This window comes from Ruegeria sp. CDSA034 (assembly GCF_059612275.1).
Genome location: NZ_JBXWQH010000001.1, coordinates 493,065 through 506,549, shown reverse-complemented (window position 1 = coordinate 506,549; position 13,485 = coordinate 493,065). Strand labels below are relative to the sequence as shown.

Annotated in this window: 13 protein-coding genes; 4 read left to right on the top strand and 9 right to left on the bottom strand. The window is 59.3% G+C overall.

Translation table 11 applies throughout. The annotated features are described in order from the left end of the window. Positions 1-7: 7 nt before the first annotated feature. From AC2FLJ_RS02425 to AC2FLJ_RS02390, 8 genes are all read right to left on the bottom strand, one after another. On the bottom strand, positions 8-1,270 hold the full coding sequence (locus AC2FLJ_RS02425) for a c-type cytochrome (RefSeq protein ID WP_496704358.1): 1,263 nt from the start codon (positions 1,268-1,270) through the stop codon (positions 8-10). Beyond that, the gene (locus AC2FLJ_RS02420) at positions 1,271-2,476 is read right to left on the bottom strand and encodes a formate dehydrogenase subunit gamma (RefSeq protein WP_058273837.1); all 1,206 of its coding nucleotides are present in this window, start codon (positions 2,474-2,476) and stop codon (positions 1,271-1,273) included. A 73-nt stretch (positions 2,477-2,549) separates the two neighbouring features. Further along, entirely contained in the window at positions 2,550-3,143 is a 594-nt protein-coding gene (fdh3B, locus tag AC2FLJ_RS02415) for a formate dehydrogenase FDH3 subunit beta (RefSeq protein WP_058273836.1), read from the bottom strand. An 11-nt stretch (positions 3,144-3,154) separates the two neighbouring features. Beyond that, a complete protein-coding gene (locus tag AC2FLJ_RS02410) occupies positions 3,155-6,049 on the bottom strand; it encodes a formate dehydrogenase subunit alpha (protein WP_496704357.1) in 2,895 nt (964 codons plus the stop codon). Positions 6,050-6,177: 128 nt separating this feature from the next. Next, positions 6,178-6,366: a ubiquinol-cytochrome c reductase iron-sulfur subunit N-terminal domain-containing protein gene (locus AC2FLJ_RS02405; RefSeq protein WP_058273834.1), complete on the bottom strand. Its 189-nt coding sequence runs from the start codon at positions 6,364-6,366 to the stop codon at positions 6,178-6,180. Positions 6,367-6,427: 61 nt separating this feature from the next. Next, complete coding sequence (locus AC2FLJ_RS02400) at positions 6,428-7,039, bottom strand: TorD/DmsD family molecular chaperone (protein WP_058277696.1); 612 nt, start codon at positions 7,037-7,039, stop codon at positions 6,428-6,430. Positions 7,040-7,043: 4 nt separating this feature from the next. Further along, a complete protein-coding gene (locus tag AC2FLJ_RS02395) occupies positions 7,044-7,628 on the bottom strand; it encodes a DUF3306 domain-containing protein (protein ID WP_496704356.1) in 585 nt (194 codons plus the stop codon). After that, positions 7,625-8,206, bottom strand: a complete 582-nt coding sequence (locus AC2FLJ_RS02390) for a DUF3305 domain-containing protein (protein ID WP_282118657.1) — start codon at positions 8,204-8,206, stop codon at positions 7,625-7,627. The genes AC2FLJ_RS02395 and AC2FLJ_RS02390 overlap by 4 nt, the downstream gene beginning before the upstream one ends. Positions 8,207-8,442: 236 nt before the next feature. Here AC2FLJ_RS02390 and AC2FLJ_RS02385 point away from each other — a divergent pair, with 236 nt between their 5' ends. After that, positions 8,443-10,395, top strand: coding sequence for a 4Fe-4S binding protein (locus AC2FLJ_RS02385; protein ID WP_496704355.1), 1,953 nt, complete (start codon positions 8,443-8,445; stop codon positions 10,393-10,395). Here the strand turns inward: AC2FLJ_RS02385 and AC2FLJ_RS02380 are convergent. After that, positions 10,389-11,117 carry a c-type cytochrome gene (locus tag AC2FLJ_RS02380; RefSeq protein ID WP_496704354.1) on the bottom strand — a complete coding sequence of 243 codons (729 nt, stop codon included), beginning with the start codon at positions 11,115-11,117 and terminating at the stop codon, positions 10,389-10,391. The genes AC2FLJ_RS02385 and AC2FLJ_RS02380 overlap by 7 nt on opposite strands. 132 nt (positions 11,118-11,249) lie before the next feature. Here AC2FLJ_RS02380 and AC2FLJ_RS02375 point away from each other — a divergent pair, with 132 nt between their 5' ends. From AC2FLJ_RS02375 to AC2FLJ_RS02365, 3 genes are read left to right on the top strand one after another with little or no spacing between them, the layout of a single operon-like run. Beyond that, a complete protein-coding gene (locus AC2FLJ_RS02375; protein ID WP_058273829.1) occupies positions 11,250-12,311 on the top strand; it encodes an Mrp/NBP35 family ATP-binding protein in 1,062 nt (353 codons plus the stop codon). Next, on the top strand, positions 12,308-13,003 hold the full coding sequence (locus AC2FLJ_RS02370; RefSeq protein ID WP_282168490.1) for a biotin/lipoate--protein ligase family protein: 696 nt from the start codon (positions 12,308-12,310) through the stop codon (positions 13,001-13,003). The genes AC2FLJ_RS02375 and AC2FLJ_RS02370 overlap by 4 nt, the downstream gene beginning before the upstream one ends. Next, positions 13,003-13,482 carry a DUF6505 family protein gene (locus AC2FLJ_RS02365; RefSeq protein ID WP_108859096.1) on the top strand — a complete coding sequence of 160 codons (480 nt, stop codon included), beginning with the start codon at positions 13,003-13,005 and terminating at the stop codon, positions 13,480-13,482. Before AC2FLJ_RS02370 ends, AC2FLJ_RS02365 begins: the two co-directional genes overlap by 1 nt. The last annotated feature ends 3 nt before the right edge of the window (positions 13,483-13,485 follow it).

Genomic DNA, 13,485 nt, shown 5'->3' with positions numbered 1-13,485 from the left:
CTCCAGCTCAGTTTTCCGGTGCCGTGGCGCGGCGTAGAAAGGCGATAAGGTCGTCCCTGTCCCTGGGTTCGGTGATCCGCTGCATCGGCATCTTCGACCCCGGAGTGTAGTGGTCCGGCCCTTCGTCAAATAGAGCGTTTATCGTTTCTTCATTCCAAATGATATCAGAGTCTTGCAGCGTGTCCGAATAAAAATATCCGGTAAGCGTACCCGCCTTGCGCCCGAACACACCATGCAGCGATGGACCCGCGCGTCGTTGATCATCCGATGTAAGGCTGTGGCAGATCGAGCATTTGCGGGCAAACTGGCGTTCCCCGTTTTCCATTTCCTCAGGGTTTTTGAGAAAGCTGGGTTCTGTCGCGGCCATCTGTTCCTGGTCGCCAAGCGAGGCGACTGGCCAGCTATACATGGCTTCGTCAATGCCGCCCGCGTGTAGGTTCTGCCCATCAGGCGAAAAGGCCAGCGCCCAGACCGGGCCGCGTAAGGTGGCCCTGAAATCCTGCGCGATGCGCCATTCGAGCGTGTCGATCACCATGATATAGCCTTCGCCATCTCCGACGGCCAGCATGCTGCGATCCGGGCTGAGCGCCAATGCAAGGATTGGTCGGCGTTCCAAAGTGAAATCACGCTCGTCGCCGGTTGTCAGGTCGAGGATGCGGGTGACGCCATCAACCGCGCCGTACGCAATCCAGTTGTCCTGTTCGTTAAGTGCCAGTTCATTGATGCCAAATCCGTGTTCCACGAACCGGTTCGTTTCCTGTCCGCTGGCAACGTCCCATATGCGCAGTGAACCATCGATACCTGCGGAATACAGTTCCGAACCGTCTGCAGAGAATTCGACGGCGTTTATGCCACTGCCAGTGGGGCCGAGGATCGATGACGCCGAACCGTCAACCGGCCATAGGCCGATTGTGCCGTCCCAACTGGCCGTTGCCACGTGGGTTTTGGATGCGGCCACGCCCACGATCTTGCCTTTGTGCTGACCAACAACCTGACCTCCGGGCCACCGGCGCAGGGTGAAGTCATCTCCTGCCGAATAGATGGCCGTGCCGTTAAAAACGACCGAATTGACGGCGGCTTCGTGGCCTTCCAACCAGTTTGGGGATTGATCCGTCCAAACACCGACCGAGTTGTCAAAGCTGGCCGTGGCGATCCGGCCATCGGGTGCGGTGGCGATCCCCATGATGGGTCCGCCGTGACCCTTAAGCGTATAGAACTCGGCCATTGCGGGCAGGGGCATCAGTGCCAGAGCCAGAACCAGCTTGCGCATTTATTCGGCGGGCGAGGCCGCTCCTTCGCTGGCCTCTTTTGCCTGCACCTCTTCCAGCCACAGCGAGTGATGCTCGCGCGCCCATTGCTCTTCCACCTCTCCGGTTCCCATGGCGTCAAAGGCACCTTCCATGCCGACCGAGCCCAGATAGATGTGAGCCAGGATGATCGCGATGAACGCATAGGCGACCATGACGTGCCAGATCTGGGCGTATTGCATCTCTTCCTGCGGGGACATCTGCACGGGCAGGTTCAGCCCAAGCATCTGCGGAATACCGGTCGAATTCGCGATCGAAAAGGTCTTGGCAAACAGTGGCATTTCGAATGGGAACAGCAACGACAGACCGGATAGGCTGATTGAGACGCCCAGCAGAATACAGAGCCAGAATATGATCTTTTGCCCGGCGTTGAATTTCTTGGCGGGTGGGTGGCTGCCTTTGGTGAACAATCCGCCCCCAGCAGCCAGCCATTTCAGGTCGGTGCGGTTCGGGATGTTATGAGAAATCCAGTTCACGGTCACGATGATCAGCCCCAGCATAAAAGCCCAAGCCAGGTTGTTGTGCAGCCATTTGCAGCCCTGAGCGATTGTCGCGAACCCCTCTTTGCCAAAAACGGGGATCAGGAAATCACGCCCGTACAAAGTTAACAGGCCGGTGATGCCCAGGATCAGGAAGGACCCGGCAAACAACCAGTGCCCAAATCGCTCAATCCCGTTGAAACGCAGAATCTTCCGCCCGGTCTTTTCACCATCAATCCTGATCTTTCCGCGGATCAGGAAAAACAGCAGCAACAGAACAAGCATACCGCCGATGATGTAAGATCCGTATTCACGCAAAGGACCGGTGCGAAAATTCAGCCACCACATGCCGCCGTCCTGGATCAGTACCGTTGCGGCCGGTCCATGAGATGAGACGGTCACATCCGCCGAGCCGTAGCGAAGTGCGCGATAGACATCGCTGTCCGAGGCAATTCCGCGCGTGCCCAACTGGCCAAGCAGGCCTTCGGCGTTACTTTGGCCGGTATTATCCGAGCGATAGCTGTCATCCACCTTTTCGCCGCGCTGGCGCGCCATGATATCCTCAAGCGTAGTCGCACCACCAGTCGCCGTCCTGTCGGCTGGTGCGGCGGCTTCGGTTTCACTTGATTGGGCGATGGCGGTTTGGGCCATCGAAAATGTCAGCAGCAATATGGCGAGTAAGCGGAACATCTGAACCTCGGTCAAAATCCCTGTTCAGACGACCCACGGATGCGGGTCGTCTGTTTGGTTCATGAAGGCGGGTTTACCCGTCCTTCTGGTCGTAGGCGGTGCCCCAACCCCATGCGCCCGATCCAAATCCGCGCGCCACGACGCGTTCACGGTAGATGGCCGAGACCACATCGCCGTCACCGGCGAGCAGGGCCTTGGTGGAACACATCTCGGCGCAGATGGGCAGTTTGCCCTCAGCGATCCGGTTGCGACCATATTTTGCGAACTCTGCGGTCGAGTTGTTTTCTTCGGGACCACCGGCGCAGAAGGTACATTTGTCCATCTTGCCACGTGATCCGAAGTTGCCCGCCTGCGGGTATTGCGGCGCACCGAAGGGGCACGCATAAAAGCAATAGCCGCAGCCAATGCACAGGTCCTTGGAGTGTAGGACGACGCCTTCTTCGTTCTGATAGAAGCAGTCGACCGGGCACACCGCCATGCAAGGCGCGTCTGAGCAATGCATACAGGCCACCGAGATCGAGCGTTCGCCCGGGTTGCCGTCATTGATCGTCACCACCCTGCGGCGGTTGATGCCCCAAGGCACTTCGTGCTCGTTCTTACACGCGGTTACGCAGGCGTTGCACTCGATGCAGCGTTCAGCGTCGCAGAGAAACTTTGCTCTAGCCATTATCGTTCTCCTTACGCTGCCGAGATCTTGCAGAGAGTACACTTGGTCTCCTGCATCTGGGTCACTGAATCATAGCCATAGGTCTGGGCGGTGTTGGAACTTTCACCCAAGACATAGGGGTCGGCACCAGCAGGGTATTTATTCCGCTGGTCTTCGCCCTGAAAATGGCCGCCAAAGTGGAACGGCATGAAGGCCACGCCGGCACCGACCCTGTTGGTCAGCATCGCCATCACCTTGACCTTGCCGCCCTCGGGACCTTCGACCCAGACCTGTGCCCCGTCACGAATGCCCAGATTGTTGGCATCGCGCGGATTGATCTCGACGAACATGTCTTGCTGCAGCTCGGCCAGCCACGGGTTCGACCGTGACTCATCGCCGCCGCCCTCATACTCGACCAGACGACCAGACGTTAGGATTATCGGATAATCCTTTGAAAAGTCGTTCTTTTGAATCGATGCATAGAGCGTGGGTAGGCGATAGGCCTGACGGTCCTCGTAGGTCGGATAGTCCTCTACCAGATCGCGACGCGGAGTATACAACGGCTCGCGATGGATTGGGATCGGATCCGGGAAGGTCCAGACAACCGCGCGGGCCTTGGCGTTCCCGAAGGGCGCACAGCCATGCTCGATCGCGACCCGCTGGATGCCGCCGGAAAGGTCGGTCTTCCAGTTGGTCTCTGGTCCCGCGACGGCGTCGATGGCCGCGCGTTCCTCGGCCGTCAGATCGCCATCCCAGCCAAGGTCCATCAGCATCTGCATCGTGAATTCAGGGTATCCATCCTGAATTTCCGACCCAACGCTATAGACCCCTTCGGCCAGCAGGTTGTCACCATCGCGTTCCACGCCGAAACGGGCGCGGAAGGTCAGGCCGCCTTCGGCCACCGGTTTGGACATGTCATAGAGGTTTGGTGTCCCCGTATGACCCATCTCAGCCGTTCCCCAGCAAGGCCAGGGTAGACCGTAATACTCGCCGTCGTTGGGTCCACCAATGGCCTGCAGAGTGGTTCTGTCGAACGTGTGCTGGTTGGCCATGTGACTTTTCAGACGTTCCGGTGACTGACCGGTGTAACCGATGGTCCAGAGGCCCGAGTTGAACTCACGTGTGATGCTTTCAACATTCGGTGTTTCCGGGTCGTCCATTTCGATGTTTCGGAACAGACGGTCCGCCCAGCCGAACTTGTTGGCGAACTTGGCCATGATGACCTCGTCCGGCAGACTTTCGAACAGCGGTTCCACCACCTTGTCACGCCACTGCAGCGAGCGGTTCGATGCCGTGACCGAGCCGCGGGTTTCGAATTGCGTACAGGCGGGCAACAGGTAGACACCATCGGTACGGTCATGCAAAACGGCGGAAACTGTAGGATACGGGTCGATCACGACCAGCATGTCCAGCTTCTCCATCGCCGTCTTCATTTCCGTCATCCGGGTCTGCGAGTTGGGCGCGTGGCCCCACAGTACCATGGCACGGACGTTGTTGTCCTGATCCATGTTTGCCGGGTCTTCCAGAACACCATCGATCCAGCGGGAGACCGGGATGCCGCGCTCGTTCTGAAGCGGTTTGTCCTTGCCTTCCTTGTCCTTGATCGTGGCGAACTGACCAGCGAGCCATTCCGGTTCCTCACCCCAGACACGGGCCCAGTGGCCCCATGCACCTTTTGACAGGCCGTAGTAGCCGGGCAGGGTATGGGACAGGACACCAAGGTCCGTTGCGCCCTGAACGTTGTCATGGCCGCGGAAGATATTGGTGCCGCCACCCGAGGTGCCCATGTTGCCAAGCGCAAGCTGTAGTACGCAGTAAGCGCGGGTGTTGTTGTTGCCGTTGGTATGCTGCGTGCCACCCATACACCAGATCACCGTACCGGGACGGTTGTTGGCCATGGTGCGTGCAACACGCTTTAGCTGCGAACCGGGGGTGCCGGTGACGCGCTCAACCTCTTCCGGGTTCCACTTGGCAACCTCTTCACGGATCTGATCCATGCCCCAGACACGGGTGCGGATGAACTCTTTGTCTTCCCATCCGTTGTCGAAGATGTGCCACAGAATACCCCAGACCAAAGCAACGTCTGTGCCGGGGCGAAAGCGGACATACTCATCGGCATGGGCCGCGGTGCGCGTAAAGCGCGGGTCGCAGACAATCAGTGGCGCGTTGTTCTGCTCTTTCGCGCGCAGAACATGCAACAGCGAGACAGGGTGCGCCTCGGCCGGGTTGCCGCCGATGATGAAGATGGCCCGAGAGTTATGGATGTCGTTGTACGAATTGGTCATGGCGCCGTAGCCCCATGTGTTCGCAACACCCGCAACCGTGGTTGAGTGGCAGATACGCGCCTGATGGTCCACGTTGTTCGTGCCCCAATAGGCGGCGAACTTGCGGAACAGGTAGGCCTGTTCGTTGTTATGCTTGGCCGAGCCTAGCCAGTACACGCTGTCCGGTCCGGATTCTTCGCGGATGCTCATCATGCCGTCGCCGATCTCGTTGATCGCCTCTTCCCAGCTGATGCGCTTCCACTCGCCGCCTTCCTTTTTCATCGGATACTTGAGGCGACGCTCGCCATGGGCGTGCTCGCGAACTGCGGCCCCCTTGGCGCAATGTCCGCCCAGATTGAACGGGCTATCCCAACCGGGCTCTTGCCCGATCCAGACGCCGTTCTGCACTTCGGCGACGACGGTACAGCCGACCGAGCAGTGGGTGCATATGGATTTGATATTTTCGACGGCCTGATTGGCCGCTGTCTGGGCACTGGCTGGCGTCACGGTTCCACCCGTGGCGCTGATCGCGGCAAGGCCGCCGATCGTCAGGCCCGAGCCACGCAGGAATGCGCGGCGATCGACGGTTTTCTCGCCGACCTGGGACAGGATACTTGTCCGCTGGGGGCGTCTCGCAACCCCGTTGGTCTTTTTCCTAAGCATTTGTTTCCTCCCTTGCGCGCCGTGTGAGCCACGGCTGGCTTGGTACTGCTGGTGCCGACGTCAGGGCCAATCGCAACCGTCAGTCGGGTGTGACCTCGTCCGGGTTAGAGCCGGGCGCTGTCGTCGCGCTAGAAGCGTGCGCTTTTCAAGTATGCGCGCGTGTGCGCGGTATCCTGAATGCGGTTCTCATCCGTAGGCAGCTCGGCTGCCTCGGCTTTTCCGCTCAGGCTGGCGGCGGCAACGGCAGCGGGCGCTGCAGTTCCAGCCAATTTGAGGAAGTCGCGGCGCGTTGCGCCTTCTTCCTTGGTCTTGCTCATGGGTTTCTCCTCTCCCATTTGCGAGTTAGCACCCCTTGGGGCGCTGGTGAGTGACAGCGCTTCACGCTGCCGTCATTCGGAAGGCTTCGCGCTCGATCTCCATGAAGACCCGACCGGCTGTGCCGATCGAGGCATAGAGAACCGAGTTTTCGGCGCCTTCCAAATCCGAATAAAAATGCATGGCCCAAGGGCCGATATGTTTGTTCCAGAATGCCCTCTGGTCTTCCAAAGATGCAGCTGCGCCGAAGCGACCAACGATCATGCCCGCCATCATCTCCATCAATGAAGCGATGTTGTCTTCCGGTTCAAAGACATTCCGGGCTCGGGTAATGCCACGCATTGCCATGTCGTTGCGAAGCTGCGCCAGCGGTTTCTCATTCAGGAATCCAGTAAGGTAGAAGCTGGCGTAGGGCAGCAGCTCGCCACGTCCCAACCCGATGAACAGCGCGTTGAATTCGCGTTCTGCTGCGGCGGGCTTGGTCACTTTGGCGACGCGGGCCATGGACTGAATGGCCTGTCCAAGATCGGTCTCATCGCCAGTCAGACCGGATACTTGATCCAGCAGCATCTGATCGGGCGGCGCAGACAGAAGCAGCCCCAGAAAGTTGTAGAAATCCGCGCGCATGCGATCCTCTGCCGAGACATTCATCTGTTGCGCTTCACTTGCGGTCATCAGGTTATCCTTCGAATTCAAATTTCATGCGGCGTGGGGCAGGGGTGACCTCAGCCTCCTCAGACAGGTCCGGCGCTATGTCCACCTCGGCCATCAAAACGGGCTCTGGTGTCGCGGTTTCGGGTGACGCAGGTTCGTCCTGCGGTTCATCCGGTTCAATTGTTTCGTCCGTCTCGCTGTCTTCGGCCTCAGCCGCCAGCGCCTCGACATGTGCAAGCATACCTTTGCCAACCTGATATGCGGTCTGAATATTTTCGATCACGCAGGCGGCGTCGGTATAATCCTCGCCGTAGTCCACAAGGCCATCGACATTGGCCAGAACCGGGTTCAGCCGCCACAGCCGTCGCAAGGCACGACGGCGCAGACGGTCAGGCACCGCCTTGGCCATAAAGCCCGAGACGTCATCACCCGCCTGCAATTCGTCAGGGTCGGGCAAGTTGAGTTCATTTAGAATCTCCGCATCGGATTTTTCTTCCAGTTCGGCGTGTTGGGCGGCAATGGCCTGTTCTTCAATCGCGATGACTTCGGCTTCGGCTTCGGCCTGTACTGCCGCTTTGCGGCGGGACCAGAAATCGCGGACTTGGGTCACTGCACGATCCTCCGCGGGGCGCGGTACACGTCTGACTCTTGCCGGATGCGTGCGTCACCCTTGCCGTCCTCGACCAAATCGATCCGTTTTTTGTCCCGACGGCGTTTCACAAAGACTTCGTCGTTATGATGTTCCAGAGCGAAGTCGCGCACCCAGGCGATCAACCCATCGGTCATCGGAATTTTCTCAACGATCTCTTCACCGGTATCGGCATAGTCCTGACCTTCGAAGGGCGACGCCGTTACCAGCACCGCATCCATCGGCCTTTCGCCATCCAGCGCATCACGAAGGACAAGGTAGATCGACGGCTGGCCGTCCGACAGGTTCACCATGTAGGCTTCAGTTTCGTCCGCCCAAAGCGTCAGGGGCAGGGTCGCTGCGTGGTACTCAATGGCCTCGCCTTCACGTCGCATTTCGTGCCAGTCCGCAGGTCCGGCACCGGGCAACACGGCAATGGCGCGCCAATTCCATTTCGCCCAGCGGGTTACACCGGGTGTTTTGCGCACGACGACGCCGATTGGCATTTCAATCTGGCTTGCGGCCTTGGCCACTGGCTCCTCCCCGGAAGGCTCTCCCATGCCTTCCCCTTGGTCCACTATGGAACACAAAGCGCTCAGGTGCCAAGCCCGCGTCGTACGACCTTAGTCGTAATGGCTGGTAGCAAAATAGTGATCCCCACAAACGGACGCCTTTGTTTATTGTAAAGAAAGGGGTTTCCGTGGCCAAATGGCCCGCTGTCCCAAAGGGTTTACATTCCAGCAACGGGGATACAGCCTGCGATGCGAAGAGGTGGAGAAGTATCCGGGGGAGGATCATGGGCACCAAACTACTGTTATGCGATTGCGCCGGGTCTCAACCTCTGAATTCCGACAAGATCGGTTCGGCCTGCGAGATGGAATGTTCCAAGGTTTTCACAGCGCTTTGCACACGAGAGTTGGAAGCGGCGGCCGCGGCGATACAACAGGGGGACACCATCATAGCCTGCGGGCAAGAGCAGGAGGTGTTTCAGGCCCTGGCCGAAGAACTGAATGTGGACGCCCCGGGCTTTGTTGATCTTCGTGACAGGGCCGGGTGGTCTGATGAGGGCGCGGATGCGGCCCCCAAGATGGCCGCCCTGGCCGCCGAAGCCTTGTTGCCGCAGCCGGTGACGCCCAGCGTAAACGTCTATAGCGAAGGCACATGCCTGATCATCGGTCCCGGCGATGTTGCATTTGCATTTGCTGAAAAACTGGCCGTTACGCTTGCAGTTACAGTACTGGTCACGGATGGCGCCGAACCGATGTCGCGCGCGTTCGACGTCGTGCGTGGTCGCATCAAATCGCTGAACGGCGCATTGGGTGGGTTTACCCTGCAGCTTGACGCGTTTCAGCAGCTTGAGCCCGGCGGTCGCGGAGCTTTTAATTGGACAGAGGCACGTGACAGGGCACAATCGGGCTGTGACATCGTTCTGGACCTGACCGGCGACACACCTTTGGTTCAGGCTCCGACCAAGCGCGAAGGCTATCTGCGGGCTGATCCCAAAGATCCATTGTCCGTCGAACGGCTGGCGTTTGAGGCGGCCCAATTGGTCGGCACCTTCGAAAAGCCACTTTATGTGCGGATGGAAGAAACGCTGTGTGCCCATTCTCGGGCAGAACAGGTTGCTTGCACGAACTGTCTGGATATCTGCCCGACAGGAGCAATCACACCCGCAGGTGAGCATGTGGAAATCGATCCCATGATCTGCGCCGGATGCGGTGAATGCGCGGCAGTGTGTCCATCGACCGCAATAACCTACGAAGATCCGCCGGTTTCGGCGTTGCTGTCGCGGATGCACATCCTGGCGCGCACCTATCGGCGGGCCGGTGGCACCGCGCCGCGCTTGCTGGTGCATTATGCCCACGGGGCCGAGATGATCCGCCTGGCCGCCCGTTTTGGACGTGGCTTGCCTGCCGATGTGATTCCGCTGGAGCTGAGTGTGATTTCAGGCTTTGGCCATGCCGAGATGCTGGCTGCTTTGGCGCATGGTTTTGCGCGTGTGGACGTATTGCTATCCCCAACGACCGAGCGGGATGCGTTGGACCGCGAACTGGCCTTGGCGCAGGCAATTGCAGGGCCGAATGCCCTGGGGTTGGTGGATGAGGCCGACCCGGATGCGCTGTCTGATGTCCTTTATGCCCAAGATGTCCCTCAGCCATTGGCCGACCCGGTGCTGCCATTGGGTAACCGCCGCCAGATCGCCCGTTTGGCGGCGCAGGCACTCAACCCCAAAGCCGAAGAGCCGCTGCCCTTGCCGGAAAACGCCCCCTATGGGGCGGTCGCGGTGAACACAGACGCCTGTACCTTGTGCCTCAGCTGTGTGTCGCTGTGCCCGTCGGGTGCTTTGATCGATAACCCGGACAAGCCGCAATTGAACTTCCAGCAGGATGCCTGTCTGCAATGCGGGTTGTGCAAAGGCATCTGCCCGGAGGACGCAATTGCTCTTGTCCCACAGCTTGACCTGAGCGATGCAGCCCTGTCTCAACAGGTGCTGAATGAAGAGGAGCCCTTTGCTTGTGTAGAATGCGGGGCACTGTTCGGAGTTAAGTCCACCGTGGAACGGATCATGGAAAAGCTTGCGGGTACACATCCGATGTTTGCCTCCTCGGACAAGGCGCGGATGATCCAGATGTGTGACAATTGCCGCGTGAACGCACAGTTCCAGCAAGAGGACAACCCGTTCCAGTCTAACCCGAAACCTCGTGTCGTTACGACCGAGGATTATTTCTCAAAACGAAAGGATCACTGAAGCTGTAAGGGTGCGCCCAAGTCCGCTGGGGTAATGACCGAGACAAAGGCAAGGATGGCTTCCAGATCGTCCAGCGTCATCTCGACGGGATAGATGGGCGATGGACGCTGTGGATCAAACGGAGGTGTCAGCCCGTCAATCTGTGTGAACGAGGGGTGCGGATTGAGGGCGAAGAACGCCTCGAACCGTTCTGACCAGTCTGGCATGGCGCGCAGCACCGCGAAAGAGGGGGTCGAACCCAGACCATTCATCCGGTTCTTGAGCCCGATCACATGGCACCGGCCGCAATGGGTCATCGACAATTCCTCGCCGCGCAGCGTATCGCCGTCGATAACTGTTTCGGCTTCCACGGCAGCGATATCGAAGCTGGCCGAGAAGGGCGCGCCTTGCTCTGGCGCGTAGCTTTCAACCGTCCGTTTTCCGATATCGGACAGCAGCCAGTCGCGGAATCGCACATGTTTGGCGTCCTCTTCGATCCGAAGGTGATAGATCACACCGTCGCGCGCGAACACAGGATCACCCGGAGGGGCGGTTTCCAGCACCAAAACGCCGGCATCATCTGCAATAACCCGGATCCCGGTCTTGAGAGAAAAGCGAGGAAGGATATGTTGCAGCAGACCAGAGTCAGCAACCTCGTCCGGCGCGGCAAGACCAATCGCCTCTTGCGACCAAGAGGGGGTGGCAGAGAGCGTCAGGCTCAGGCACAAGAGGACAAAGCGCATGCCACAGCCTAACGGCACGGCACCAAATGCGTCAAATGAACTGAATGAGACGGAGACACGTGCAATGAACGGCAACCACAGCTTGTCGATACGCAGAGCCCTGGCCAGCGGGTTCCAAAAGGAGAATGACGCATGAGTGTTCGTGACGCAGTTCTTGCAAACCTGAGAAAGATCACCGACCCCGTCTCTGGACAGGACATCGTCAGCGCTGGAGTTGTTCGCGCGCTGAACGTCGAAGGGGACACTGTGCGCTTTGTGCTTGAGATCGACCCCAAGCAGGCCGAGCAGATGGAACCCGTCCGTGCCGCAGCCGAACAGGCCGCAAAGTTGGTCGACGGTGTTTCCACGGTCTCGGCCATGCTGACCGCACATTCCGAAAAGGCACCGCCAGATCTGAAGCCGAAACCGAAACCCTCGCAGACTGGTCCGCAAGCCGTGCCGGGTGTGGACAGAATTATCGCTGTGGCTTCGGGCAAGGGCGGCGTTGGCAAGTCCACGGTTTCTGCCAACCTGGCTTGTGCCTTGGCGGCCGAAGGGCGACGCGTGGGGCTGTTGGACGCAGATGTCTATGGACCGTCGCAACCGCGGATGCTGGGTGTTTCGGGCCGTCCGGCCAGTCCTGACGGCAAAACGATCCTGCCATTGCGCAACCACGGCGTCACCATGATGTCGATGGGCCTGATGACCAATGAAGGTCAGGCTGTTGTCTGGCGTGGCCCCATGCTGATGGGCGCGTTGCAACAGATGATGGGTCAGGTGCAATGGGGCGCGCTGGATGTGCTGATCGTTGACCTGCCGCCCGGCACCGGTGACGTGCAGCTGACGCTGAGCCAGAAGTTCAACGTGGATGGCGCCATTGTTGTCTCGACACCTCAGGACGTGGCTCTGATCGATGCCCGCAAGGGGATCGACATGTTCAACCAGCTCAAGACGCCCATCCTTGGGATGATTGAGAATATGTCGACGCATATCTGCTCGAACTGCGGGCATGAAGAACATGTGTTCGGCCATGGCGGTGTGAAGTCCGAGGCCGAGGCGCTGGGCGTTCCCTTGCTGGGTGAAATCCCGCTGCATCTGGATATCCGCGTTGCCGCTGATGGCGGTGCACCGATCGTGGTCAGCAAGCCCGACAGTCCGCAAGCCGAAGCGTTCCGCCAAATTGCGCGCGGCATGATTGCCAAGGGCAACGCATGAACGAGCCGGTCTTTCCCCCTTTGCTAACGGGCCACCCGGTGCAGGGAGGGGAAGACCCGTTCGAGCGCGCGCAGGCAATGGCCGCGCTGGGCTGTGATGGCGGTACCGTAGTCTATAACATTCAGGCCGATCGTCTGCGTGTGGCCATCGTTTTTGCCCCCGAGGTTGTCTTGCGCGATGCGATGGCAATGGTGCCGCTTTGTGCCGTTGGGTTTCAGAACGCGCTGGGCGCGCTGGCCCCGCCTGAGGTCGCGGTCCATCTGGGCTGGGACGGGCTGATCTGTGTGAATGGGGCCAAATGCGGAATGTTCCGTGTGGCAGCTTCGGATGCAGATCCAGAAGCAGAACCGGATTGGCTGATCGTCGGTTGGGATTTGGCGCTGCTGCAAACCAGTCAGGCACCGGGCGAAAACCCGGATGTCACCGCACTTTACGACGAGGGCTGCGCGGATGTCTCGGCAACGCAGCTTGTCGAAAGCTGGTCGCGGCACATGATGACATGGCTGAACCGCTGGCAAGAAGACGGCAACGCGCCTGTGCACGGAGAATGGATAGGCCTGCTGCGCGGAGTAGGAGAGCCCTTCGGTGAAACGGGCGTGTTTCTGGGGACGGATGAACGGTTCGGCATGCTGATCCGGCATGGTTCAGATACACAGCTTCGCCCGCTGACGGAATTGTTGGAGAACGGATGATGAAACTAGCGCGCGCAATCCATTTCGACGAAAGCGACATGAATGTGTTCCACTCCCCGGCGCGAACCGGGGAATGGTGCATTTCGGGCGGATTCGAGTTCTCAAATTGGGGCGAAGGCGATCTTGAAGGCAAAGCGCGTCAGGCTTTTGCGAATGGCTGGTTAGGCGTGGAAACCTTTGGGCGGGTAACATTCGTCGCGGTCACGCAGGTGGAACAGGGCGAGCTGGATCAGATCGCGCAGAGCCTTGCTGAACACTTTGTGCAGCTTTACGGGGCACCGTCGGTCGAGGCCGCCATGGACGTCGCACGGGCCGAGATCGCCCACATGTCCGAGCTGTGTGATGAGCATAACCCAAACACGCTGCTGACCGTCTCGCGTGAGCTGTCAGACGCCGGAGTGCGTGAGGCTTTCCGTGTGATCACGCCGCAAGAGACTCAGCTAGAGGCTCTGGCCGTACATGGGTCATTGGACGAATAACCG

What these genes read in the sequence shown, in the direction of transcription:
- AC2FLJ_RS02365 (WP_108859096.1), top strand. Translation starts at nt 13,003, where the DNA reads ATGAAACTAGCGCGCGCAATCCATTTCGACGAAAGCGACATGAATGTG.
- AC2FLJ_RS02375 (WP_058273829.1), top strand. Translation starts at nt 11,250, where the DNA reads ATGAGTGTTCGTGACGCAGTTCTTGCAAACCTGAGAAAGATCACCGAC.
- AC2FLJ_RS02380 (WP_496704354.1), bottom strand. Translation starts at nt 11,117, where the DNA reads ATGCGCTTTGTCCTCTTGTGCCTGAGCCTGACGCTCTCTGCCACCCCC.
- AC2FLJ_RS02390 (WP_282118657.1), bottom strand. Translation starts at nt 8,206, where the DNA reads ATGGGAGAGCCTTCCGGGGAGGAGCCAGTGGCCAAGGCCGCAAGCCAG.
- AC2FLJ_RS02370 (WP_282168490.1), top strand. Translation starts at nt 12,308, where the DNA reads ATGAACGAGCCGGTCTTTCCCCCTTTGCTAACGGGCCACCCGGTGCAG.
- fdh3B (WP_058273836.1), bottom strand. Translation starts at nt 3,143, where the DNA reads ATGGCTAGAGCAAAGTTTCTCTGCGACGCTGAACGCTGCATCGAGTGC.
- AC2FLJ_RS02400 (WP_058277696.1), bottom strand. Translation starts at nt 7,039, where the DNA reads ATGACCGCAAGTGAAGCGCAACAGATGAATGTCTCGGCAGAGGATCGC.
- AC2FLJ_RS02420 (WP_058273837.1), bottom strand. Translation starts at nt 2,476, where the DNA reads ATGTTCCGCTTACTCGCCATATTGCTGCTGACATTTTCGATGGCCCAA.
- AC2FLJ_RS02425 (WP_496704358.1), bottom strand. Translation starts at nt 1,270, where the DNA reads ATGCGCAAGCTGGTTCTGGCTCTGGCACTGATGCCCCTGCCCGCAATG.
- AC2FLJ_RS02410 (WP_496704357.1), bottom strand. Translation starts at nt 6,049, where the DNA reads ATGCTTAGGAAAAAGACCAACGGGGTTGCGAGACGCCCCCAGCGGACA.
- AC2FLJ_RS02405 (WP_058273834.1), bottom strand. Translation starts at nt 6,366, where the DNA reads ATGAGCAAGACCAAGGAAGAAGGCGCAACGCGCCGCGACTTCCTCAAA.
- AC2FLJ_RS02385 (WP_496704355.1), top strand. Translation starts at nt 8,443, where the DNA reads ATGGGCACCAAACTACTGTTATGCGATTGCGCCGGGTCTCAACCTCTG.